The organism is Yersinia aleksiciae, from assembly GCF_001047675.1.
In the GTDB taxonomy this organism is placed as follows: Bacteria; Pseudomonadota; Gammaproteobacteria; order Enterobacterales; family Enterobacteriaceae; genus Yersinia; species Yersinia aleksiciae.
On the sequence record NZ_CP011975.1, the window covers coordinates 417,000 to 439,501 of the forward strand.

Consider the following 22,502-nt stretch of genomic DNA (forward strand, 5'->3'; position numbering starts at 1 on the left):
GAAATGAGTCATACTGACCTGCTGTTATTACTGCTGGCGATACCTCTGATAGCCTCGCTGCTGGCCTTTGCCTGTCGCGCCTTGGGCAGTGCCGCCCGCCTGGCAACCACTTGGGTGCATTTTGTCGGCATCAGTTTGCTGCTGGTGGTGGCCTTGACGGTGGTGTGTCGAGTTGCCCTCGGCGGCGAGATTCTGGCGGCCCATAGCTGGCTGCATATCGACAGCCTCAGTGCGCTATTCCTCGCCATTTTGGGTATTATCGGTTTTCTTACCGGCCTCTACTCCCTCGGCTATATGCGCCATGAAGTGAATAATGGCGAAATCACCGTTAGCACGCTGTGCAACTATTATGGTTTCTTCCATCTGTTCCTGTTCACCATGCTACTGGTGGTCACCAGTAATAACTTGATTCTCATGTGGGTGGGCATCGAAGCCACTACCCTCAGCTCGGCCTTTTTGGTGGGGTTATATGGTCAGCGCTCCTCGCTGGAGGCGGCCTGGAAGTACATTATTATCTGTACGGTGGGGGTGGCATTCGGGTTATATGGCACGGTGTTGGTGTATGCCAATGCCGCCAATGTGCTGGCCGATCCCGGTAGCGCCATTTTCTGGACGGTAGTCGCGGAGCACGCCAAAGCGCTAGACCCTAGCCTGATGCATCTGGCGTTTGTCTTTATCCTGATTGGCTTCGGCACCAAGACTGGGCTGTTTCCGATGCACTCGTGGCTACCGGATGCCCACAGCGAAGCCCCCAGTCCTACCAGCGCCTTGTTGTCTGCGGTGCTGCTCAACTGCGCCCTGCTGGTGATCATCCGCTATTACATCATTATCAGCGCCGCCATCGGGCCACACTTCCCGCAAATGCTGCTGCTGGTATTCGGCATGATGTCGGTGGCCGTCTCTGCATTCTTTATTCTGGCGCAGCGCGATATGAAGCGTCTGCTGGCCTACTCCAGCGTCGAAAACATGGGGTTGATCGCCGTGGCGCTGGGGATTGGTGGCCCGCTGGGGGTACTGGCCGCACTGTTCCACACCGTGAATCACAGTCTGGCAAAAACCTTGCTGTTCTGTGGCTCCGGCAACGTGTTGCTGAAATATGGCACGCGGGATATGGGCGCGATTAAAGGCATTATCCGCGTTGCCCCACTCACTGCGGTGTTACTGGCAGGTGGCGCACTGGCGCTGGCGGGGATGCCGCCATTTAACGTGTTTATCAGCGAGTTTATGGTGGTGGCAGCTGCGATTAAAGCGGGCCATTTCTGGCTGGTGATTGCGCTGCTGTTGCTACTGACGCTGGTCTTGGCCGGATTAGTGCGCATGATTGCCAGCACCGTGCTCGGCACCCCGCCGGAAGCGGTTAGCAAAGGTGAACTGGGGATTCTCACCACCGCGCCGATGGCGATTTTACTGCTGCTGATGCTACTGCTTGGGGTGCACATTCCCTCGCCAGTGACCCGCTTACTGACCGATGCGGCGCAGATTGTCCTCAAGAGTGACAGCAGTGCACCCATCGAGCAGCCCTTTGTTTTTCCGTGGCAATCGCGCGCCACAATAACCGAAATTTCTCCGGCTCAAGCGGCCCCTTCCGTCGCAGAGATGCCTACTGCCCTGCAACTTACCCCGACACGTCAGGAGATGTAACGTGACTCACGAAACGCCTATTTCAGCTATTACGGCTTCAGGTCAGCCGCATTCAAATCAGCCACAAGGCGGTGAAAAACGGGGTGCCGCCTATGTGGCCCGCCTGCGTGAACAATTTCCGGCGGCGATCCTCGATGAAGAGTGGCAAACCCACGACCAACTGACCATTACCATCAAGCTGAACAGCCTGCCAGATGTGGTGGAGCACCTCTATTATCAGCAAGGCGGCTGGCTGTCAGTGCTGTTCGGCAATGATGAACGCAGCTTGAATGGCTATTTCGCCATCTACTATGTGCTGTCGATGGAGGGCCGCGAACAGTACGGCGCGGAGACCGGCAAACAGTATGGCGACAAGTGCTGGGTGATTGTCAAAGCGCTGATCAGCCCAGAGCGGCCCGAGTTCCCATCCGTCACACCACGGGTTCCGGCGGCGGTCTGGGGTGAGCGCGAAGTACGCGATATGTATGGCCTGCAACCGGTGGGCCTGCCCGACGAGCGCCGTTTAGTGCTGCCCGATGATTGGCCGGATGATCTCTATCCGCTGCGCAAAGACACCATGGATTATCGCCAGCGGCCAACCCCAATCGGCGACACCGAAACTTATCAGTTTGAGAATGAGGCGGGCAGCAGTAGCCGCGTGGTGCCTATCGGCCCGATGCACATTACCTCCGATGAACCGGGCCACTTCCGCCTATTTGTGGATGGCGAAGATATTATCGATGCTGACTACCGCCTGTTTTATGTCCATCGCGGCATGGAAAAACTGGCTGAAACCCGCATGGGCTACAACGACGTCACCTTCCTGTCTGACCGCATCTGTGGCATTTGCGGCTTCACCCACAGTGTGGCCTACACCTCATCGATTGAGAATGCGCTGGGCATTATCGTGCCGCCACGGGCGCAGATGATCCGCACTATTTTGCTTGAGGTGGAGCGGCTACACAGCCATCTGCTCAATATCGGTTTGTCTTGCCACTTCGTCGGTTTCGATACGGGTTTTATGCAGTTTTTCCGCGTGCGTGAAAAAGCCATGACCATCGCCGAGATGCTAACCGGGGCGCGTAAAACTTACGGTCTGAATCTGATTGGCGGGGTGCGCCGCGATATCCTGAAAGCCGACCGCATCAAAACCCTCCAGTTAGTGGCAGAAATGCGCGCCGATATTGGCCAGTTGGTAGATATGCTGATGAGCACCGCCAATATTGAGCAGCGCACCGTCGGCGTGGGCCTGTTGGATCGCAAAATTGCCCGCGATTTCAGTCCGGTCGGCCCGATGATCCGCGCCAGTGGTTTTGCCCGCGATATGCGCCACGACCACACCTATGCCAACTATGCCAATGTGCCTAAAGAGCTGTTTACCTTGGATGGCTGTGACGTGAACTCGCGCTTGCTGGTGCGGGTGCGCGAGTTCTTTGATTCGCTGGTGATGATTGAGTATGGCCTGAACCACATGCCTGCCGGTCCGCTGTTGGAAGAGAGAGTCCACTATCAACCCTACAAATTTGCCCTTGGTTTTTCCGAAGCCCCTCGTGGCGAAGATGTGCACTGGAGCATGACCGGTGACAACCAAAAACTGTTTCGCTGGCGCTGCCGTGCCGCCACCTACGCCAATTGGCCGGTACTGCGCTATATGCTGCGCGGCAATACCGTCTCTGACGCGCCACTGATTATCGGCAGCCTCGACCCCTGCTACTCCTGCACTGACCGGGTCACTTTGGTGGATGTGCGCAAGCAGAAATCCGTCACTGTGCCGTACAAAGAGATCGAGCGTTATGGCATCGAGCGCACCCATTCGCCGCTCAAATAGAGGGATGAAGAATGTTAAAACTGTTTAAAACCATCCTGAAAGTCGGCGATACCACGGTGAAATACCCGTTTAAGCCGCTCGAGGTCAGTCAGGGTTTTCGTGGCAAGCCCCAATATGATGCCGAGCAGTGTATTGCTTGCGGTGCCTGTACCATGGCCTGCCCTGCTAATGCGCTGACCATGGAGACCGATATCGCTAGCGGGACTCGCCAGTGGCAGTTGTTCCTTGGGCGCTGCATTTTCTGTGGCCGCTGTGAGGAGGTCTGCCCGACCCGCGCCATTGTACTGTCGCAAGAGTTTGAATTGGCAGTGTTTAATAAGGCTGATCTCTATCAACGCGCCAGCTTTACCCTCACCCATTGCCAGCAGTGCCAGCGGCCTTTCGCGCCGAAAAAAGAGGTGGACTATGTGATGGCGCTGCTGATTCATTCGGGCATGAGTGCGGAAGATGTTGAGCTGCAACGGCCCCATTTTGAAACCTGCCCTGAGTGCAAGCGCAAACAGAATATCGTTGGTAATGACAATATTTCCATGAACAACAATATTTCCATGAATAACAATATTTCCATGAATAACAATATTTCCATGAATAACAGCACTATACCGAGTCAGTCCCCTGAAGGGAGGAGCAATCCATGAGCCAGCCACACTCATCAAAATCGGCTTGGGGGCATCATGTTAGCCAGCCTGTACCCTTGGACCCGGCCGTCGCGCAGTTAAAAAGCACATTGCTGAAAGATATCAAGCGCTCTGCTTATGTTTATAGGGTGGATTGCGGCGGCTGCAACGGCTGTGAAATTGAGATTTTCTCCTCGATTACACCGCTGTTCGACACCGAGCGTTTTGGGATCAAAGTGGTGGCCTCGCCGCGTCATGCAGATATCTTGCTGTTCACCGGCGCAGTCACTCGCGCCATGCGCAGCCCGGCACTGCGCGCCTATGAATCCGCACCTGACCCAAAAATCTGTGTCTCTTATGGCGCTTGCGGCTGCGGCGGTGGCATCTTCCACGACCTGTATTGTGTTTGGGGCGGCAGCGACACCATTGTGCCAATTGATGTTTATATTCCCGGTTGCCCGCCGACCCCCGCCGCCACCATTTATGGCTTTGCGGTGGCGCTCGGCCTGCTGGAGCAAAAGCTTAAGGGTGAGGATCATCAGGAAGCTGCCGACGAACGAGTCGCGCTGATTCACCCGGATGCGCCGCTGACACTGCGTGTGCTACTGGAGCGAGAAGCCCGCCGCATGGCCGGTTATCGTCAGGGGCGAGAAATCACCGATCGTTTTTTGTCACTGCTGGTCAATCAGCCTTTGCAAGGGCTAGCGCAGCGCTGCCAGAGTTACCTCAATCAGCAAGATGATCCGCGCCTGAGCGAGATATTTGCTTGCCTGCAACAGATCGCTTTAATGCAACTGGCGGGAGGTCTCAGCCATGAGCGCTAAGGTGATTTTTTATGCGCTGAATCAGAAGTTCCTCGACAGTGACGATGACATGCCCGAGCAGGCGCAGCAGGTGATGTATTACTCATTGGCGATTGGCCACCATGTCGGGGTGATTGATTGCCTGAAGGCCATAATGACCTGCCCGTTAGCGGAATATGAGCAGTGGTTCAGCCAATTAGCCGAGGGCGAGGCACGCCGCAAGATGGCGGGCTTGCTGAAGTTTGGTGAAATCACCATCGACAGCACTCACACCCAGTTGCTGGCTAAAGCCTTTGCACCACTGGCGGAAGATGCGACCTCGCTGCATCAGCCCTGGAGCCAACAACTGCTGCAAACCCTGTACGATATCGAACAGGAACCCGCCATCTACTTAATGGTAAAACGCCGCCCATGAGTCACTCCAATGCAGTCACTAACCTCGTCTTAACCGTCGGCAACAGCATGATGGGCGATGATGGTGCAGGCCCGTTGCTGGCTGAGCGCATGACCCAGCAGCCCTTAGCGGATTGGCAGGTGATTGACGGCGGTTCAGCGCCGGAAAACGTGGTGCATCGTATCCGCTCCTTGCAGCCCACGCGGTTGGTTATCGTTGATGCGGCGGATATGGAATTAGCACCGGGGGAGATACGAATCATTGATCCTGAGCGGATTGCTGAAATGTTTATCATGAGCACCCATAATCTGCCGCTCAATTTTCTCATCGATCAGCTCAAGGAGGATATCAGCGAAGTGATTTTCATCGGCATCCAGCCGACATTGGTCGCGTTTTACTTCCCGATGACCGATATCGTTAAGCAAGCGGTGGAAATACTGTATCAGCAGTTGCCCCACTGGCAAGGTGACGGCGGTTTTGCCCATCTATGATTGAGTGACGGTGTGGCGTCGTCAAATTTGCCGACGTCACACCCACCGACAGTTTTTCAACTTTCTGCCAATCTCATTAAATCCCCATAAATTCATTATAAAACAAAGAGATTAATTCACTTTCACTTCACTCGTTCAACTTGGCATAAACCATGCAATATGTAGGGTAATGTGTCAGCGTTGCTCATCCGAGGGGTAACCTGCCAGACCCCTTAATTGATACCCAATAGATTTCAAAGTGCAGGAAGGCGGCAAACGAGAGAGTCCCGATGAGCTGACTCAAGTCAGTGATTCGGGTGAACGAGAACAGCCAACGCATCTGCGGTTTGAAAGATGAAGACATAGATACCCAATAGATTTCAAAGTGCAGGAAGGCGGCAAACGAGAGAGTCCCGATGAGCTGACTCAAGTCAGTGATTCGGGTGAACGAGAGCAGCCAACACATCTGCGGTTTGAAAGATGAAGACATAGATACCCAATAGATTTCAAAGTGCAGGAAGGCGGCAAACGAGAGAGTCCCGATGAGCTGACTCAAGTCAGTGATTCGGGTGAACGAGAGCAGCCAACGCATCTGCGGTTTGAAAGATGAAGGGTAAGGAGAAAGCAATGAACCGCTTCATAATAGCCGACCCAAAAAAATGCATTGGCTGCCGCACCTGTGAGGTCGCCTGCGTACTGGCACACAATGGTGGCCGACTGGAGGCCATGAATAAGGCCAATTTTGCCCCACGACTGAAAGTCGTCAAAGGGTTGAATGTCAGTACTACCATTATGTGCCGCCACTGCGAAGACGCCCCTTGCGCCAATGTTTGCCCGAACGGCGCGATTGTTCGCGCGGCCGATAGCATTCAGGTGCTGCAAGAGAAATGCATTGGCTGCAAAACCTGCGTCGTTGCCTGTCCGTACGGCGCCATGAATGTGGTAACCAAACAGGTCGAAGTGATGTTCAACGGCCTCTCTCAGGGTTTTTGCCTCAAAGCCGAAGCGCAGAAATGTGACCTGTGCGAAGGGCGTGCTGCTGGCCCCGCCTGTATTTCTGTTTGCCCAACTCAAGCGCTCCATATGATTGGCCGCGACACGATGCAAGCCATGCTGCGCAAAAAACAGATGCGCGCCGCGCTGGATGAAGCCAACGAGATGAACTTTTAAGCCTGCCTCAAAAGCCAAGGGGATTAAAGAATGTATAAAGCATTAACTGTCTGCCCATATTGCGGCTCCGGCTGCAAAATCAACTTACTGGTTGAAAACGGCAAAGTCGTCGGCGCGGAAGGCGCTAATGGGGTCACCAATCAGGGCGAACTCTGCCTGAAAGGCTACTACGGTTGGGATTTTCTCAACGATACCAAGCTGCTGACGCCACGCCTGAAACAGCCGATGATCCGTCGCCAAAAAGGCGGCAAACTGGAGGCGGTCTCCTGGGATGAAGCCATCGAATTCGCCAGTAGCAAGCTGCGGGCGATTAAGGAGCAATATGGCCCGGAAGCCATTATGCACACCGGTTCATCCCGTGGGCCGGGCAATGAAACCAACTATGTGATGCAAAAATTTGCCCGCGCAGTGACTGGCAGCAACAACATTGACTGCTGCGCCCGGGTTTGTCATGGCCCGTCAGTGGCTGGCCTGCAAGTGACACTGGGCAATGGTGCGATGAGTAACTCAATCTGCGAGATTGAGGACACCAAATGCATTTTGGTGTTTGGCTACAACGCCGCCGATTCCCACCCGATTGTCGCCCGCCGTATCCTCAAAGCCAAAGAGAAAGGCGCGAAAGTGATTGTTTGCGATCCGCGCCATATCGAAACGGCACGTATTGCGGACCTGTGGTTGCCACTGAAAAACGGCTCGAATATGGCGTTGGTGAATGCCTTTGCCAACGTGTTGATTAGCGAAGAGTTATACGATAAAGATTATGTTTCGCGCTATACCGAAGGTTTCGATGAATATCGCGAAATTGTCGCCAAATACACCCCAGAGTATGTCGAAGGTATCACTGGCCTGCCAGCGCAGACCATTCGTGAAGCGATGCGCATCTATGCCGCCGCCCCTTCTGCCACCATTTTATGGGGCATGGGGGTGACCCAATGGGGTCAGGGCGTGGATGTGGTTAAGGGATTATCAGGCTTGGCACTGCTGACCGGCAATCTCGGTCGCCCGAATGTGGGTGTCGGCCCAGTACGTGGGCAGAATAACGTGCAAGGTGCCTGCGACATGGGCGCACTGCCCAATATGTACCCCGGTTACCAATCTGTCACCGATCCCGCCACACTGGCGAAGTTTGCCAAAGCTTGGGGCGTCCCCTCCCTGTCCGACAAAATCGGCTACTCACTGACCGATGTGCCGCACAAAGTGAAAGAGGGCAAAATCAAAGCTAACTACGTGATGGGCGAAGATCCGCTGCAAACTGAGCCCGATCTGTCGATGATGCGTGAAGCCTTCAGTGAGTTGGAGCTGCTGATTGTGCAGGATATCTTTATGACCAAAACCGCCGCCGAGGCGGATGTGATTTTCCCTGCTACGTCGTGGGGCGAACATGAGGGGGTCTATTCCGCCGCCGATCGGGGTTTCCAGCGCTTTGAAAAAGCAGTCGATGCCCAAGGTGACGTGAAACCAGATTGGGAGATCATCAGTCTGATGGCAACTGCCCTCGGCTATCCGATGAAATATCACAATACCCAAGAGATTTGGGACGAGCTGCGCGAACTCTGCCCGCTCTTCTACGGCGCAACCTACGAGAAAATGGCTGGATTGGGCTATATTCCGTGGCCCTGTACTACCGAGGATAGCCCCGGCACGCCGTGGCTATATGCCGGTAATAAGTTTGACCGCCCCGGCGGTAAAGGATTGCTGTTTGCCAGCGAATGGCGGGCGCCCATGGAGCTGGTGGATGCGGACTATCCGCTGGTGCTCTGTACCGTGCGCGAAGTGGGCCACTACTCTTGCCGCTCAATGACCGGTAACTGTTCGGCGCTGCAAACCTTGGCCGATGAGCCGGGTTATGTGCAAATCAGTCCGCAGGATGCCGATAAAATGCATTTGCAAGATCAACAACTGGTCTGGGTTGAGTCGCGGCGCGGCAAGGTTATCACGCGGGTTTCTGTCAGTGAGCGCATTAATGTCGGCGCGGTGTATATGACTTACCAGTGGTGGATTGGGGCCTGTAATGAGTTGACATTGGATCATCTTGATCCGATCTCCAAGACACCAGAGTACAAGTATTGTGCGGTGAAACTGGAGGCGATTCCAGATCAGGTGTGGGCGGAGAATTATGTGCAGCAGGAGTATAGTCAGTTAAAAGCGCGGTTACGTCGAGAAGCTGAAGTAATTTAATAGATTAACGGCTACTGCGCTTCTGATCAGTGCAGTAGCCAAGGATTGACCACGCCCAGGAGCACTTCGGCGGCTTACGCCACTACGGCCCCAACGGCGTGTTTCCCCTTGGTTCAACTTTATTGGTAATCAGCTCAGACAAAAATAGGTTTACTCAGCCATCCCATCTTCTTCTTCGATACTTTTTACTGATATTCCTAATCGTTGCATGCGGGATAACAAGGTGGTGCGTTTTAGTCCTAGCTTAATTGCCGCCCCTTTTGATCCAGCAACCACACCGTTGGTTTCACGTAATACGCGAATAATACGCGCACGCTCGGACTCCGAGAATTCCGGCTCTTCACTTTCAGGTAACAGCGGTTTGCGAACAGCCCTTTCCGGCGCAGGTTTGGCGACTTCTAGCGGCGATAAATGATATTCCAGCTCTTGTAACTGTAAATTCAGCGTGGTGCCTCGGCTGAGGATTACCGCCCGCTCAATCACATTCTCCAGTTCGCGAATATTTCCCGGCCAAGGTAAACGACTGAGTAAACGTAATGTTTCACTGGGGATGGTATCAATGACGCGGTTCATACGTTTGGCTATTTTCTGAGTGAAGAATTTCACTAACAAAGGAATATCTTCTGGCCGCTCACGCAGCGGGGGGATCACAATAGGAAAAACATTAAGCCGATAATAGAGATCACTGCGATATTCGCGATTGACCATCATCAATTTTAAATCACGATTGGTGGCTGCAATCAACCTCACATCCACCGGAATAATTTTACTGCCCCCCAAGCGCTCTATTTCCCGCTCTTGTAATACCCGCAGGAGTTTCGGTTGCAGCTCAAGGGGAATATCCCCAACTTCATCGAGAAAGAGTGTACCGCCATCGGCCATCTCAAAGCGGCCAATACGCTGTGACGATGCACCGGTATAAGCGCCCTTTTCATGGCCAAACAGATCGCTCTCCATTAAACCTGAGGGGATCGCCGCACAGTTCATTTTGACCATGCGCTGCTTCTTGCGGGTACTTAAATTATGGATCGCACGAGCAATTAACTCTTTACCGGTGCCGGTTTCGCCGAGAATCAGAACCGTGCAATCACTGGACGCCACCATTTCGACTTGTTCCAGCACCGCTTTAATAGCGGCGCTATGACCAATTATCTCGCCGAACTCCTCATTATGAATAATCTGATCGGTCAAATAGAGATTCTCATTAACCAGTGAGTCTTTCAGGCGGGTAATTTCGTCATAGGCCAAGGCATTATCGACGGCAATGGCAATACGGGCGGCAATTTGCCGTAACAGTTTAAGATTGCTGTCGGTGAAAATATCACTCTGACATTGCGCCAGTTTTAATATGCCCAACATCTTATGGCCGAAAAAGAGTGGCAGTAGGCACACCACCTGCAAACCTTCATCCAGCATATTCGCCAGTTGTTTATCTTCGGGGGCCAACAGAGAAATATCCGCCAGATTAACCAGCAATAACTCTCGACTTTGTAAAACTTGTCCGGCTAAAGTGCCAGTAATATCCATCCAGGCTTGCTGATGCTGTACCGCTTTACCGATCTGGTAGCGAGTCGAAAAGACATGCAGCTTATTTTTATCGTCTTGGGTACCGCATATTGCCAGACTGATGTAATCGATATTGAAAAAACGGTGTATCTCTTTCGACACTTCTGCCGCTAAGACATCCATTTCCAGTTTAGAAATAACCGTGTTGGTGACATCCACTAATATTCGGAAGTGATCCCGTTCAAAGCGCAATTTTTCACGTTCAGAAAATGCCCGATTGATTTCAGAGATATTATCCACCGCGATGGCGACCACATCTGCCAATAATCCCAGAAAGGTCATCGCCTGCTCATCGAATTCACTGTCGTCAGTCTTAATAAACTCAACACAGCCGGACCAGTGATTATCATGGCCCAAGGGAAAATGACAGCCAGCGTGTAACTGCTGATAAGGCACTAAGTCGGAGACAGATGAAAATTCCCTTTGCATACGCTGATGGTCACTGCGCAAAGGTACTTGTTGTTGCCATGCCAGAGCGCCGGGGCCTTCGGCAAACAGGATATTTTGCGCCCCCACCACAGTGTTGGTGACATCATCATGGGTATAAAGCGTAATTTGGTTATACAGCGGATTAAGCAGCAATAAATTGACACGTTGAAAACGCACTACAGAAAAAGAGAGCTTTCTGAGTTCATTAACTAACTCGGTGATATCGCGGAGTAATAATAATTTTTTCGATACTCTGAACAGGGTATCTTGCCAAACCTGAGCCAATGTGGGACGGGGTAGTTTTTTTGCGCTATCCATATATTCCCAAAGTCATTAAGCCCAAAAATAGATGATCGATACTTTAAGGTATTGAAATAGACAAATATATATTAACCCGCGATAAGCTTGATCTGGGTTAATAAACAATTTCATCTGAATTCATTGATTCTTTCGCCTATTGAAATCACGTCTCATTCACATCAAAAAGCAAACAAAACATTGAGTTACGAACTATCACATCTCAGCATGCGAGGTGCGATTACGCACCTTCGTTATATAAATATATACATATCGATATTGAGGTATTTATTAGCCATATCGCTTAGAAATAACCAATCTCGCTCGCAGAACGAATGGTATGAAAAATGCATGAAATTCATGCCAGTAAAATAATTATTTAAATTTCATCTTATCACTCCCTTCAGCATTAAAATAAGCAACAGGAGTTATCAATGAGCCTTGAAAATCCCTTTGATCTACGACTTCCGGTTGATATGGCAAAACTCGCCGAGCAAGTGGGTATATATAAAGCCACGAAAAATCCGGCCACCACCTTTTATTTAGCCATGACTGCCGGTGTGTTTATCTCGATTGCTTTTGTCTTCTATATTACCGCCACAACCGGCACCGCAGGCGTGGCGTTCGGTTTAGCCAAGCTCGTGGGCGGCCTCTGTTTCTCTCTCGGCCTGATTTTGGTGATTATCTGTGGCGCTGATCTATTCACGTCCACGGTGTTAATTGTGGTGGCAAAAGCCAGCGGTAAGATCAGCTGGCGGCAATTAATCTGCAATTGGATCAACGTCTATTTCGGCAATCTGATTGGCGCGCTGTTCTTTGTCGCCTTAATTTGGTTTGCGGGTCAGCATACGGCGGCGAACGGCTTATGGGGCTTGAATGTCCTGCAAACAGCCGATCATAAATTACACCATACCTTTGTTGAAGCGGTCTGCTTGGGGATTTTAGCTAATCTGATGGTCTGTCTGGCGGTGTGGATGAGCTACTCCGGCCATACCTTGACCGATAAAATCGTAGTGATGTTATTGCCTATCGGCATGTTTGTCGCCAGTGGTTTTGAGCACAGTATCGCCAATATGTTTTTGATCCCACTGGCTATTGTGATTCGTGACTTTGCATCACCCGAATTCTGGCACTCAATCAATGCCACTCCAGATCAGTTCCCTGCTTTGAATATGTCCAACTTTATTATCGATAATCTCATCCCGGTGACTATCGGTAATATTATTGGTGGTGGATTACTGGTCGGACTAACCTATTGGATTATTTATCTGCGTAATCCCACTCATTGAGTCTATTGCTCGAAGATGATGATCTCTTTCGTCAATTTTGACGAAGTGACGTAAAAAGTAAAAAGTAAAAAGTAAAAAGTAAAAAGTAAAAAGCCAGTCAGGATATTCCCAGACTGGCTTCTCTTTTTATTGTGACGCTACTGCCTTATTGTGACTCTACTGCCAATAATCGATTATTTCTTCTTCGCGTATTTCAGTGAATCCAGTGCCACCGCAAAGATAATGATCGCACCCTTGATAATGTACTGCCAGTAAGGATTCACACCGATGTAAGTCAACCCGTAGTTAATGACGGTAAAGATAATAACCCCAGTCACCACGCCGATAACTGTACCAACACCCCCACTGAAGGAGACGCCGCCGACCACACAAGCCGCGATCGCATCTAACTCATACATAAACCCGAGGTTGTTGGTCGCACTACCGATACGGCCAGCTTCCAACATCCCGCCGAATGCGTAGAACACACCGGACAGGGCATAAATCATGATTAAGTTCAGTGGCACATTCACGCCAGAAACTTTTGCCGCTTCTGGGTTACCGCCGATGGCAAAGATATTCTTACCAAAGCGAGTTTTATTCCACAATACCCAAACAAAGCCGATAGCAATCACAGCATAGAAGGTGATGTAGGAGAGTTTGAAATCACCAAATCGTAAGAACCCTTGTGCAAAGGTTGAGAATGCAGGGTCAAAACCCGCAATAGGTGATGCACCAACGAAGTCGTAATATAGGGAGTTAATACCGTAAACGATAATCATCGTACCCAATGTGGTAATAAAGGGGGTCACATTCAGATAAGCGATGATAATACCGTTGACCAAACCAATAATCGCACCAATCAGACAGACGGTTAAGATAACAATTGGGATAGGTACAGTCTGTAAATCAGGGAAAACTTTATTAACGTTGTCCATGGCTTGCAGCATGGTTGCAGCAACTACCGCCGCTAACCCCACCTGACGACCCGCTGACAGGTCCGTCCCTTGAGTCACAATCAGGCCCGCTACACCCAATGCGATAATAATACGCACGGAGGATTGGGTCAGAATATTACTTAAGTTCATCAAACTTAGAAATGTCGGGTCCTTGACAATAATGATGGCCAGTAAAACGAATAATACAACGTAAATCCCGCTCTCTTTAAGGTAAGTGAGCATGCTTTTCTTATTTAACGCATTCATAATAAGAACCTTCGACTAGATTAGAGATGCAAGGATGCAAGACGTAATATTTCATTTTGCGTGGTTTGTTTGGTTTCAACAATTCCCGCAACCTGACCATTACTCATTACCAAAATTCTGTCAGTGATCCCTAATAGCTCAGGCATTTCAGAGGAAATAATAATAATCCCTTTGTTTTTCTTCGCTAGTTCAGTCATTAACTGATAGATTTCAAACTTCGCACCGACATCAATCCCCCGAGTCGGCTCATCCAACATTAATATTTCTGGTTGAGTCAGTAGCCAACGGCCAATAATTACTTTCTGCTGATTACCACCCGATAATGAACCAATACTGGTACGGTGACCGGGTGTTTTTACTCGCATCGCATCAATAACCCATTGGGTATCACTCTTCATGCGTGTATTATCCAGCAGCCCAAATTTATTTTTATAGTTACGAATATTAGAGATTAGGGAATTAAAACCAACATCAAGATAAGCGTAAATCCCGGTTGAACGGCGCTCTTCAGTCACCAGTGCAAATCCATGATTAATGGCTTCATTAGCACTGTGGTTATTAATACTTTTGCCATGCAATTTAATGGTTCCGGCCACTTTTTCGCGGATACCAAATAAGGTTTCAACGATATCAGTGCGTTTCGCACCCACCAGGCCGGCAATACCCAAGATCTCACCTTTATGCAGATCAAAGGAGATATCACGGATAGAGGGTTGGCGCAGTGAGGTCAGATTCTTCACTTCCAGAATGACTTCACCAGGCGTATTCAGGCGATCAGGGAAGCGCTGGCTCAGTGAGCGCCCCACCATCATGGAGATAATCTGATCCATGGTCAGCCCTTCCAGCGGCTGGGTGGTAATCCACTGACCATCACGCAATATCGTGATTTCGTCGCATAGCTGGAATATCTCTTCCATCTTATGGGAGATATAAACAATTCCACAGCCACGCTCTTTTAATTTACGGATAATCGTAAAGAGATGATTCACTTCTTTCTCTGTTAATGAAGAAGTTGGTTCATCCATAATGACGATTTTGGCATTGTAAGAGAATGCCTTGGCGATCTCGATCATTTGCATTTGAGATACTGATAATGTGGCGACTTTATCGCGAGGATCAATATCAATATCCAATTCATCGAAGATGGCTTTGGTATCTTTGTACATCTTTTCTTGATCGACAAAGAAACCTTTGGTTGGGTAGCGACCCAGCCACATGTTGTCCATCACGGTGCGCTGTAACACCAGGTTTAATTCCTGATGCACCATAGAGACACCATGCTCTAATGCTTCTTTTGAGCTTTTAAACTCTATTTCTTGCCCCTGGAAAATAATACTTCCGGAGTCTTTTTTATAGATACCAAACAGACATTTTAATAACGTCGACTTACCCGCACCATTTTCACCCATTAATGCATGGATCGAATTTGGCCGCACTTTAAGATTTACGTTATCTAACGCCTTTACACCTGGAAATGATTTATTGATATTGCTCATTTCCAGCAACCACTCGCGAGGTTGTGCTGTATTAATATCGGCCATAGTTATACCTGGCTAAGAACCGCCACCTACTTGCTGGATATATAGCCCACCCACCAATAAGCGCGCACTCTAAAATAAGGATCAATGCAACAGAAAACCTTCAGCCCCGGCGCCAGGCTCCGTGTACCGAATTCTCGGTGCCGGGGCCAGAAGGTTAATTACTTTCTACCCTTCATACTTGGGTGTAAAACGTGTTTCGACTGTTATTTAGTAAATTCAGCCAAGTTATCTTTATCAACGCCTACATACGGTATACGTACGATTTTGTTGTCGATCTTCCAGGTAGTGCCTTCAGCAGCAGGTTTGCCGGCAGCCAAGTTTTTAGCCAGATCGAATGTTGCTTTCGCCTGATTGTTGGCATCGTTCAACACAGTACCGGCCATTTGACCTGATTTCACCATGGCTAACGCTTCTGGTAAGGCATCAACACCGAACACTGGAACGCTGGTTTTGTTATGTGCTTTCAGTGCTTCTACTGCGCCCATTGCCATCGCATCGTTGTTGGCAATAACCACTTCGATTTTGTTGGCGTTAGGGCCAGATAACCACGCATCCATCTTATCTTTAGCCTGTGCGGTATCCCACATGGCGGTATCTAACTGCAATTGTTGCGTTGGAATGCCTTTTTCATTCAATGTCTTAATCACATAAGTGGTACGCGCTTCAGCATCTGGGTGACCCGGTTCGCCTTTCAGCAACACAAATTGAATTTTGCCGTCTTTGTTCAGATCCCATGCTGGATTGGCTGCCCAGTGTTTTGCAATCAGCTCACCCTGAATAACACCGGACTCTTTAGAGTCAGTACCCACATAGTAAGCTTTGTCATAGCTATCCAAGGCTTTACGTGAAGGTTCTTTGTTATAAAACACAATCGGTACATCGTTTGCGCGGGCTTTATCGATAACCACTGGCGCTGCGGCGGGGTCAACCAAGTTGATTGCCAGCGCTTTTACACCCTTAGCCAGCAACACGTCGATTTGATCGTTTTGCTTGGACTGGTCATTCTGGGAGTCATTCATCAGTAAGGTAACGTCAGGAGATGCTTTGGCATCTTTCTCGATAGCTTTACGCACCACGGACATAAAGTTGTCATCATATTTATAGATGGTGACACCAATACGGGTATCAGCTTGAGCAGCCGCGCCAAACAACATGCTGGCAGCCAGGGTTGCTAATGTGAAAACCTTCTTATTCATTTGTATCTCCGGGTTTATGTAGGGTAGTACAGGGTGATAACACCATCGCCAAACGAAAGAAAAACTGTCGTAAAGCGGCTGACACTGAATACTTATCGTCCTTGAGCGCACTCCACTCCGAAAAAGCNGCCTGAGTCGTCATAAACCATGTCATTTACACACAGGTTGTTTGCGGAACACTGTCTGTAAATCGCTATTCTCAAAACCCGCTACCGTCTGTTTTTTGATCCGGTAACCGATGACATATTGATACATTCAGGTAGAAAACAGCTAGAGCATAGACGGCTCGTTGTTAAGAATCTGTGAATTTTCTCACAGATTGAAAACGGTTACACAAGAATAAATATCTAACTAGTGAGCGACCCCACAAATTGCGACAGAATGCCGTGGCACCAGTGTCGGTGTAAAACAGTAGGTTGCCTGTGGATCTAACGGATGGTTTGCACCTTCAAGGGCCAGCTCTGTGGCTAAAGTTGCCATAGAAACAATCGGATAGCGGATGGTGCTGAGTTTTGGGCTGGTATAGCGCGCAATGGGGATATCATCAAAGCCCACCAGCGAGAACTGCTCTGGGACGCTGATACCGTTTTCTTTCAGCGCCGCCAATGCGCCAGCCGCCATTGAGTCGTTATAGGCGAACACCGCACTGAGCTGCAAATTGCGCCCCAGCAGGTCAATCATGGCGCGCTCTCCCCCGGCCAGGTCTGGCGTGCCATAGGCGCGCCAACTGTCGAGAGCAGTGATACCAGCAGCCTCAAGAGCATTCAGGTAGCCGGTCTGGCGCTGCATGGCATCATCAATGGGGTGATTTGAACCGATGAAACCAATGCGTTGATGGCCCTGCTTGAGCAGCAACCGACACGCCATTTGCGCACCGCTAACATTGTCTAATCCTACACAGCGATGCTCAAATCCAGGAATAATTCGATTAATCAGAATCATACCGGGAACTTGCGCTAAAAATCCGATTAACTCGCCGTCACTCAATGCCTTAGCGTGCACCACCAACGAATTACATCGCTGACGGAGCAGTACCTCAATGGCATGGCGTTCTTTGTCGGCTTGGTGGTAGCTATTGCCGATCAGCACGTATTTTTGGTGGTGCTGAGCCACGGTGTCTACCGCTTTCACCAATGCGCCAAAAAAGGGATCTGAGACATCCATAACCACCACGCCAACTGTGTCGCTGCTTTGTGTCGCCAGCGCCTGTGCATTGGCATTCGGGCGGTAGCCCAGTTCAGACACCGCTTTCAGCACGGCGGCACGGGTTTCTGGCCGGATAGCGGCGCTATTATTGAGAACTCGGGATACCGTCGCCAGCGAAACGCCAGCCCGTGAGGCCACATCGCGAATAGTAATACTGTAGCCAGGTGAATGCAGAGCGGCCATGACCTTATCCTATAAATAAGTCACCATGCGCGCGTTGATATCAACTGGGCATGGCAGGTGGCCTATCCTACCCAGTTTGTTGAATTTGCCACGTGAAATGCGTCACAAGAAAGAAAACGTTTACATACAAATTTGTAACCGCTCAATCATTTTTATATTGTGGACGTATTCAGGGCTTAGTGTTGCGAGGTTGTAACGATTGACCGCAGGCATACGCAGTCAATTTTCGCCATAGCCATTCGACCGGCCCTTGGGAAAAATAACGTAGCCAAAACAGAGAGAAGAGAATATTGCACAGCCAAACCAGCGGCACCACCGCCAGCAGTTGCAAGCGGTCAAGTTGCTGGTATAAGCCAAAGTGATAGAAGAGCAGCGAGCATATCAATGTTTGCAGCAAATAATTGCTCAACGCCATTCGGCCCACCTGTGACAGCCAATGGCTAACCCGCCAGCCGGCTAATGTCGGCCAGAAGCCATAGAGTAACGCCAGATACCCCACAGCCTGTAATGGTGCACCTAACTCACGAGGGACTTGTAGCAAAAAGCCCGTCCAGCGGTAATCCCAGCCGACTGCCCATTGCAGCGCCACACCCGGTATCTGGATGAGCAATGAAAGCGGTATCAGACATGCCGCAATCAGCCGGTAGTGGTGCACGCTGAATTCACCACGCAGCCAGCCGGAACGCATTAATCCCGCCCCCAATAGCATGGAGCCTGCCAGCTCCCAGCCATATTGCGCGCCGATGGCGATCAAATTGGATGACAATAGATCCAGCCGGTTCTTCCAGGCTTCCATCCCACCTTGCAGCTTCCAGAATTGCTCATATTGCAGGTCTGCTGGCCCCGGTTGCCAAAAGCGGCCCGGTTCGCCGCTGGTGACAAACCCCAGCAACAATAATACCGCGACCCCGAGCAGGTAAAGCACCGCACCAGTACGCAGTAAACTGGCGGCATCTTTGGCATCACGGATCATTCGCCAACACACCAGACCAATCAAACCATAAGCAAATAGAATGTCTCCATCCCAGAAGAAGATACCGTGAATCAATCCCAAGAGTAGCAGCAAGGAGAGGCGCGCCCGTATCCAGCCTTTGCCCCGCTTCAGCAGCAGTTCGAGGCCTGCGCCAAACAAAATGGCAAAGATGGACAGAAACTTCGCCTGCGCCACAATATCGAGAATGGCCCATGTCCAGCTATCAGATACTGAGGGAAGGCCGAGATAGGCGGGATTGAGATAAGCGGCCTTTGGCAGGCCAAAGGCGCTGATATTGAGCAGCAGAATGCCAAGAACGGCCAGCCCTCGCGCACTGTCTAACGTTGCGATGCGTTGACGCATACCCGACATCCTGTGTACGGGCACCCATTGGTGCCCTCTCTGGCAAAAGGCTAATTAGCCGTTGTAGTGTTAGCTATTATGACGAACAGCGCGCAGGAATTCCTGACGGGTGTTCTGGCTGGATTTGAATAATCCGCCTAATGATGTGGTGGTCGTGGCACTGGTGGCATCACGGATGCCGCGTGCTTTAACGCAATAATGCACCGCATCAATCGAAACAGCGACATTATTTGTACCCAACAGCGTCTGTAACGCCAGCAGAATTTGCTGCGTCAATCGCTCCTGCACTTGCGGGCGCTGGGCGAAGAACTGCACGATACGGTTGATTTTGGACAACCCAATCACGCTGTCTTTAGGAATATACGCCACCGTGGCTTTACCATCGATCGTCACAAAATGATGCTCGCAGGTGCTGGTGAGGGTGATATCCCGCACCGTGACCATCTCATCGACCTTCATTTTATTTTCAATCAAGGTAATTTTGGGGAAATTTTCGTAATCCAGTCCGGAGAAAATCTCATCAACATACATTTTGGCAATACGTCTTGGCGTATCGGCCAAGCTGTCGTCAGTTAAATCAAGATTCAATAATTGCATGACTTGCGTCATATGCTCTTGAATCAAGGTCTTGCGCGTTTCGGCATCTAACTCTTGCTTGCGCAATGGGGTTTCGAGGCCACGAGCCAGCAGTGCTTCATGAACCAGCTCAGCTTCTTTACTTAGCGATGACATTCTTTTCTCCAACAGGCTACGCGTCCGGACAAGATAAACATGATGCAGATCACACCCGGATTTTGCTCAACACTGTAGTTGAGAGCAAAATGATTATCCAGTGATTGTTATTCATATCCAATGGTTGTTTCTATCATGATAGGCACGCGGTCCCTGCTTGTACCTGCGCAGCAAATTACCCCACCACAGCTTCGCGGGCGCGGGCGGGCGTTTTAATGGCCAGCGCACCGGCAATAATCAGCGCGACGACTGCCACATACAGCGCCGGTTCCAGCCGATGAGTTAATGCGGTAGAGATCGCCGATAGAATCGGGCCAACCAGTTGCCCGACGGCATAACCCGTGGTCAGCAGCCCCGCCATGTAACGGGTGTGTTCTGGTGCCAATTCACGGCCATGCTGTAATGAAAGCTGAACCACGCTGAGGAAGCCGCCACCGGTTAAGAGCGCACCTAATACCAACCCAGTGACTCCTGGGACTAACTCGGCACAGAGCACGCCCAACGCCTGAACCCATAATGTTAACGCCAGCCGTGTTTGTGAGGTCAAGCAGTGGCGAGTCAAGATACCAATGGTAATCCCGATGACCGCCGCCCCACCGAAAGCTGGCCAGACAAATTGAGCAAACAGGCTGTCAGGAAAACGCGCGGTAGCCATTTGTGAGAGGAAAGTCGCGGGCAAAATATAGCCAAATCCCGCCAAACTGTAGCTCCATACCAGACGTTTTAGCGCCGGAGTTAAGGTCAGAGGAATGGCGGCAATATGGGGGCGATGCAGCTCCCCACTGCGCGGCAGATTGATGCTTATAGCGGCAATAATCATCAGCGCCAATGCGCCGTATACTGTCCAGGCTTGCGCTGCTGATAACTCATAACTATGGATCACTACAGCAAGCATACCGCTGATAAATATACCGGCCCCCGGTCCAGCAAATACGGCGGCGCTAAGCGCGGGGCGACCAAAATGCGCCAGACGTTCATTGGTCCAGGCCGCAATCAGTACCATCGACCAACCACTGGCCCAGCCAATGGCAAAACGTACCACCCCATGCCACCACGCCCCATCCACCACCGCCGACAACAGCGTGAGCGTTACCGCCCCCCACAGCCCCAACCATAGGCGGCGCTCGACATGGCGACTTGCCCGCATAGCATCAAAGGCCCCAAACAGATAGCCCAGATAATTAAAGGCCGCAACTAACCCCGCGCCGGTCAAGGTGAATTGATGTTCTGCAATCATCAGTGGCACTTGTGGCGTAAAAGCAAAGCGCCCGATCCCCATGGCGACAACTAATGCCAGAAAACCACTTATTGCGATTCTTAATGCCATCCACCCCACCCATTCATGACTCTACCAGCGGATTGATCTGCCAGTCGGTTAAAAGAAAGTTGCCAATATCATGCCTGAGCATTAGAATCACAAAAAATGAATAATACTCACTAAGTTCATCACAAAAAGAGAACAATTATGGATCTGACCCAGCTACGCATGTTTTGTTGCGTGGCGGAAACCGGTTCCGTTGCCCGAGCAGCGGAGCAGATGCACCGCGTCCCTTCAAATTTAACGACACGCTTGCGCCAGCTTGAAATTGAGCTGGGCGCAGACCTGTTTATCCGCGAAAAGCAGCGCCTGCGGTTGTCCCCCATGGGACATAATTTTCTCTGCTACGCCAACCGAATCCTGGCATTGAGCGAAGAGGCGATGCGCATTACCCATGCTGGCGAGCCGGCAGGTAACTTCCCGCTCGGCTCAATGGAGAGCACAGCGGCCACCCGCCTGCCCAACCTGCTGGCGGCTTATCACCAACGCTATCCCAAGGTCTCTTTGTCGCTGACCACTGGGACTTCCGGTGAGATCATTGAGCAAGTCCGTGCCGGAACACTGGCGACAGCACTGGTCGATGGCCCTGTTCAGCACGATGAACTGCACGGCTGTCGCTCCTTCGAGGAGCAACTGGTGATTATTTCCTGTCTCGACCACCCACCGATTCTGCAAGCCCGTGATGCCGTGGATGAGACCCTGTTCGCCTTTCGCCCCAGCTGTTCTTACCGGCTGCGGCTGGAGAGTTGGTTTCGTCAGGCGGGTGTCCTGCCGGGGCATATTATGGAAATTCAGTCCTATCACGCCATGTTAGCCTGCGTAGCCAGTGGTGCCGGGCTGGCGCTGATCCCATACGCGGTATTGGCACTGTTACCGGGCCATGAACGGGTGCAAGTCCATCAATTACCTGCGGATATTGCCGACACAGCCACCTGGCTTATTTGGCGTAAAGACGCCTTTAGCCCCAATGTCCGCGCACTGAAAGAGCTGATCATCGAGCAGATTGAAACGCATTGATGAGCAAGCAAAACAGCCGTTTCCGGTCATAATCTATACAAGAGTAGGTTGCAATTTTCTCGAAAGAACATGCGCAACATGTATGATACATAAAGAATATATTTATATAACACACATCACAAAGAAGC

The 22,502-nt window shown here is 50.7% G+C and carries 19 protein-coding genes; 10 read left to right on the forward strand and 9 right to left on the reverse strand.

What is annotated here, in order from left to right; all coding sequences use genetic code 11:
- The first annotated feature begins 3 nt into the window (after nucleotides 1-3).
- The 6 genes from ACZ76_RS02045 to hycI are packed head-to-tail and all read left to right on the forward strand — an operon-like array spanning nucleotide 4 to nucleotide 5,753.
- Nucleotides 4-1,641 carry a hydrogenase 4 subunit F gene (locus ACZ76_RS02045; protein WP_048616340.1) on the forward strand — a complete coding sequence of 546 codons (1,638 nt, stop codon included), beginning with the start codon at nucleotides 4-6 and terminating at the stop codon, nucleotides 1,639-1,641.
- Nucleotide 1,642: 1 nt separating this feature from the next.
- Nucleotides 1,643-3,448: a hydrogenase large subunit gene (locus tag ACZ76_RS02050; RefSeq protein ID WP_074007579.1), complete on the forward strand. Its 1,806-nt coding sequence runs from the start codon at nucleotides 1,643-1,645 to the stop codon at nucleotides 3,446-3,448.
- Nucleotides 3,449-3,459: 11 nt separating this feature from the next.
- Nucleotides 3,460-4,086: a hydrogenase 4 subunit H gene (hyfH, locus tag ACZ76_RS02055; protein WP_048616342.1), complete on the forward strand. Its 627-nt coding sequence runs from the start codon at nucleotides 3,460-3,462 to the stop codon at nucleotides 4,084-4,086.
- The gene (gene nuoB, locus ACZ76_RS02060; RefSeq protein WP_048616344.1) at nucleotides 4,083-4,889 is read left to right on the forward strand and encodes an NADH-quinone oxidoreductase subunit B family protein; all 807 of its coding nucleotides are present in this window, start codon (nucleotides 4,083-4,085) and stop codon (nucleotides 4,887-4,889) included. The genes hyfH and nuoB overlap by 4 nt, the downstream gene beginning before the upstream one ends.
- Nucleotides 4,879-5,283: a formate hydrogenlyase maturation HycH family protein gene (locus ACZ76_RS02065; protein ID WP_048616345.1), complete on the forward strand. Its 405-nt coding sequence runs from the start codon at nucleotides 4,879-4,881 to the stop codon at nucleotides 5,281-5,283. Before nuoB ends, ACZ76_RS02065 begins: the two co-directional genes overlap by 11 nt.
- A complete protein-coding gene (gene hycI, locus ACZ76_RS02070) occupies nucleotides 5,280-5,753 on the forward strand; it encodes a hydrogenase maturation peptidase HycI (RefSeq protein WP_048616347.1) in 474 nt (157 codons plus the stop codon). The genes ACZ76_RS02065 and hycI overlap by 4 nt, the downstream gene beginning before the upstream one ends.
- A 184-nt stretch (nucleotides 5,754-5,937) precedes the next feature.
- Here hycI and ACZ76_RS18940 read toward each other — a convergent pair whose 3' ends face one another.
- Complete coding sequence (locus tag ACZ76_RS18940; RefSeq protein WP_144413885.1) at nucleotides 5,938-6,360, reverse strand: hypothetical protein; 423 nt, start codon at nucleotides 6,358-6,360, stop codon at nucleotides 5,938-5,940.
- On the opposite strand from ACZ76_RS18940, the gene ACZ76_RS02075 reads away from it, so the two are divergent.
- On the forward strand, nucleotides 6,360-6,902 hold the full coding sequence (locus tag ACZ76_RS02075) for a 4Fe-4S dicluster domain-containing protein (protein ID WP_048616348.1): 543 nt from the start codon (nucleotides 6,360-6,362) through the stop codon (nucleotides 6,900-6,902). The two genes, ACZ76_RS18940 and ACZ76_RS02075, sit on opposite strands and share 1 nt — an antisense overlap.
- 30 nt (nucleotides 6,903-6,932) lie before the next feature.
- Nucleotides 6,933-9,080 (forward strand): formate dehydrogenase subunit alpha, encoded by a 2,148-nt coding sequence (gene fdhF, locus ACZ76_RS02080; RefSeq protein ID WP_048616350.1) that lies wholly within the window; start codon nucleotides 6,933-6,935, stop codon nucleotides 9,078-9,080.
- 150 nt (nucleotides 9,081-9,230) lie between these two features.
- Here the strand turns inward: fdhF and flhA are convergent, their stop codons facing one another.
- Nucleotides 9,231-11,393 carry a formate hydrogenlyase transcriptional activator FlhA gene (flhA, locus tag ACZ76_RS02085; protein WP_048616352.1) on the reverse strand — a complete coding sequence of 721 codons (2,163 nt, stop codon included), beginning with the start codon at nucleotides 11,391-11,393 and terminating at the stop codon, nucleotides 9,231-9,233.
- 413 nt (nucleotides 11,394-11,806) lie between these two features.
- Between flhA and focA the strand changes: the two genes are divergently transcribed.
- Nucleotides 11,807-12,661: a formate transporter FocA gene (focA, locus tag ACZ76_RS02090; protein ID WP_048616353.1), complete on the forward strand. Its 855-nt coding sequence runs from the start codon at nucleotides 11,807-11,809 to the stop codon at nucleotides 12,659-12,661.
- 173 nt (nucleotides 12,662-12,834) lie between these two features.
- On the opposite strand, the gene mglC is transcribed toward focA, so the two are convergent.
- From mglC to ACZ76_RS02125, 7 genes are all read right to left on the reverse strand, one after another.
- Nucleotides 12,835-13,845 (reverse strand): galactose/methyl galactoside ABC transporter permease MglC, encoded by a 1,011-nt coding sequence (gene mglC / locus ACZ76_RS02095; protein ID WP_048616355.1) that lies wholly within the window; start codon nucleotides 13,843-13,845, stop codon nucleotides 12,835-12,837.
- Between the two features lie 20 nt (nucleotides 13,846-13,865).
- A complete protein-coding gene (mglA, locus tag ACZ76_RS02100; protein WP_048616358.1) occupies nucleotides 13,866-15,386 on the reverse strand; it encodes a galactose/methyl galactoside ABC transporter ATP-binding protein MglA in 1,521 nt (506 codons plus the stop codon).
- Between the two features lie 203 nt (nucleotides 15,387-15,589).
- Nucleotides 15,590-16,582 carry a galactose/glucose ABC transporter substrate-binding protein MglB gene (gene mglB, locus ACZ76_RS02105; RefSeq protein ID WP_048616360.1) on the reverse strand — a complete coding sequence of 331 codons (993 nt, stop codon included), beginning with the start codon at nucleotides 16,580-16,582 and terminating at the stop codon, nucleotides 15,590-15,592.
- 351 nt (nucleotides 16,583-16,933) lie between these two features.
- Nucleotides 16,934-17,971, reverse strand: a complete 1,038-nt coding sequence (gene galS, locus ACZ76_RS02110; RefSeq protein WP_048616362.1) for an HTH-type transcriptional regulator GalS — start codon at nucleotides 17,969-17,971, stop codon at nucleotides 16,934-16,936.
- Between the two features lie 169 nt (nucleotides 17,972-18,140).
- Entirely contained in the window at nucleotides 18,141-19,307 is a 1,167-nt protein-coding gene (gene yeiB / locus ACZ76_RS02115; RefSeq protein WP_048616364.1) for a DUF418 domain-containing protein YeiB, read from the reverse strand.
- A 69-nt stretch (nucleotides 19,308-19,376) separates the two neighbouring features.
- Nucleotides 19,377-20,039, reverse strand: a complete 663-nt coding sequence (folE, locus tag ACZ76_RS02120; protein WP_005273844.1) for a GTP cyclohydrolase I FolE — start codon at nucleotides 20,037-20,039, stop codon at nucleotides 19,377-19,379.
- A gap of 175 nt (nucleotides 20,040-20,214) precedes the next feature.
- Entirely contained in the window at nucleotides 20,215-21,366 is a 1,152-nt protein-coding gene (locus ACZ76_RS02125) for a YbfB/YjiJ family MFS transporter (RefSeq protein WP_048616366.1), read from the reverse strand.
- Between the two features lie 138 nt (nucleotides 21,367-21,504).
- Here ACZ76_RS02125 and ptrR point away from each other — a divergent pair, with 138 nt between their 5' ends.
- The gene (gene ptrR, locus ACZ76_RS02130) at nucleotides 21,505-22,374 is read left to right on the forward strand and encodes a putrescine utilization regulator PtrR (RefSeq protein WP_048616368.1); all 870 of its coding nucleotides are present in this window, start codon (nucleotides 21,505-21,507) and stop codon (nucleotides 22,372-22,374) included.
- The last annotated feature ends 128 nt before the right edge of the window (nucleotides 22,375-22,502 follow it).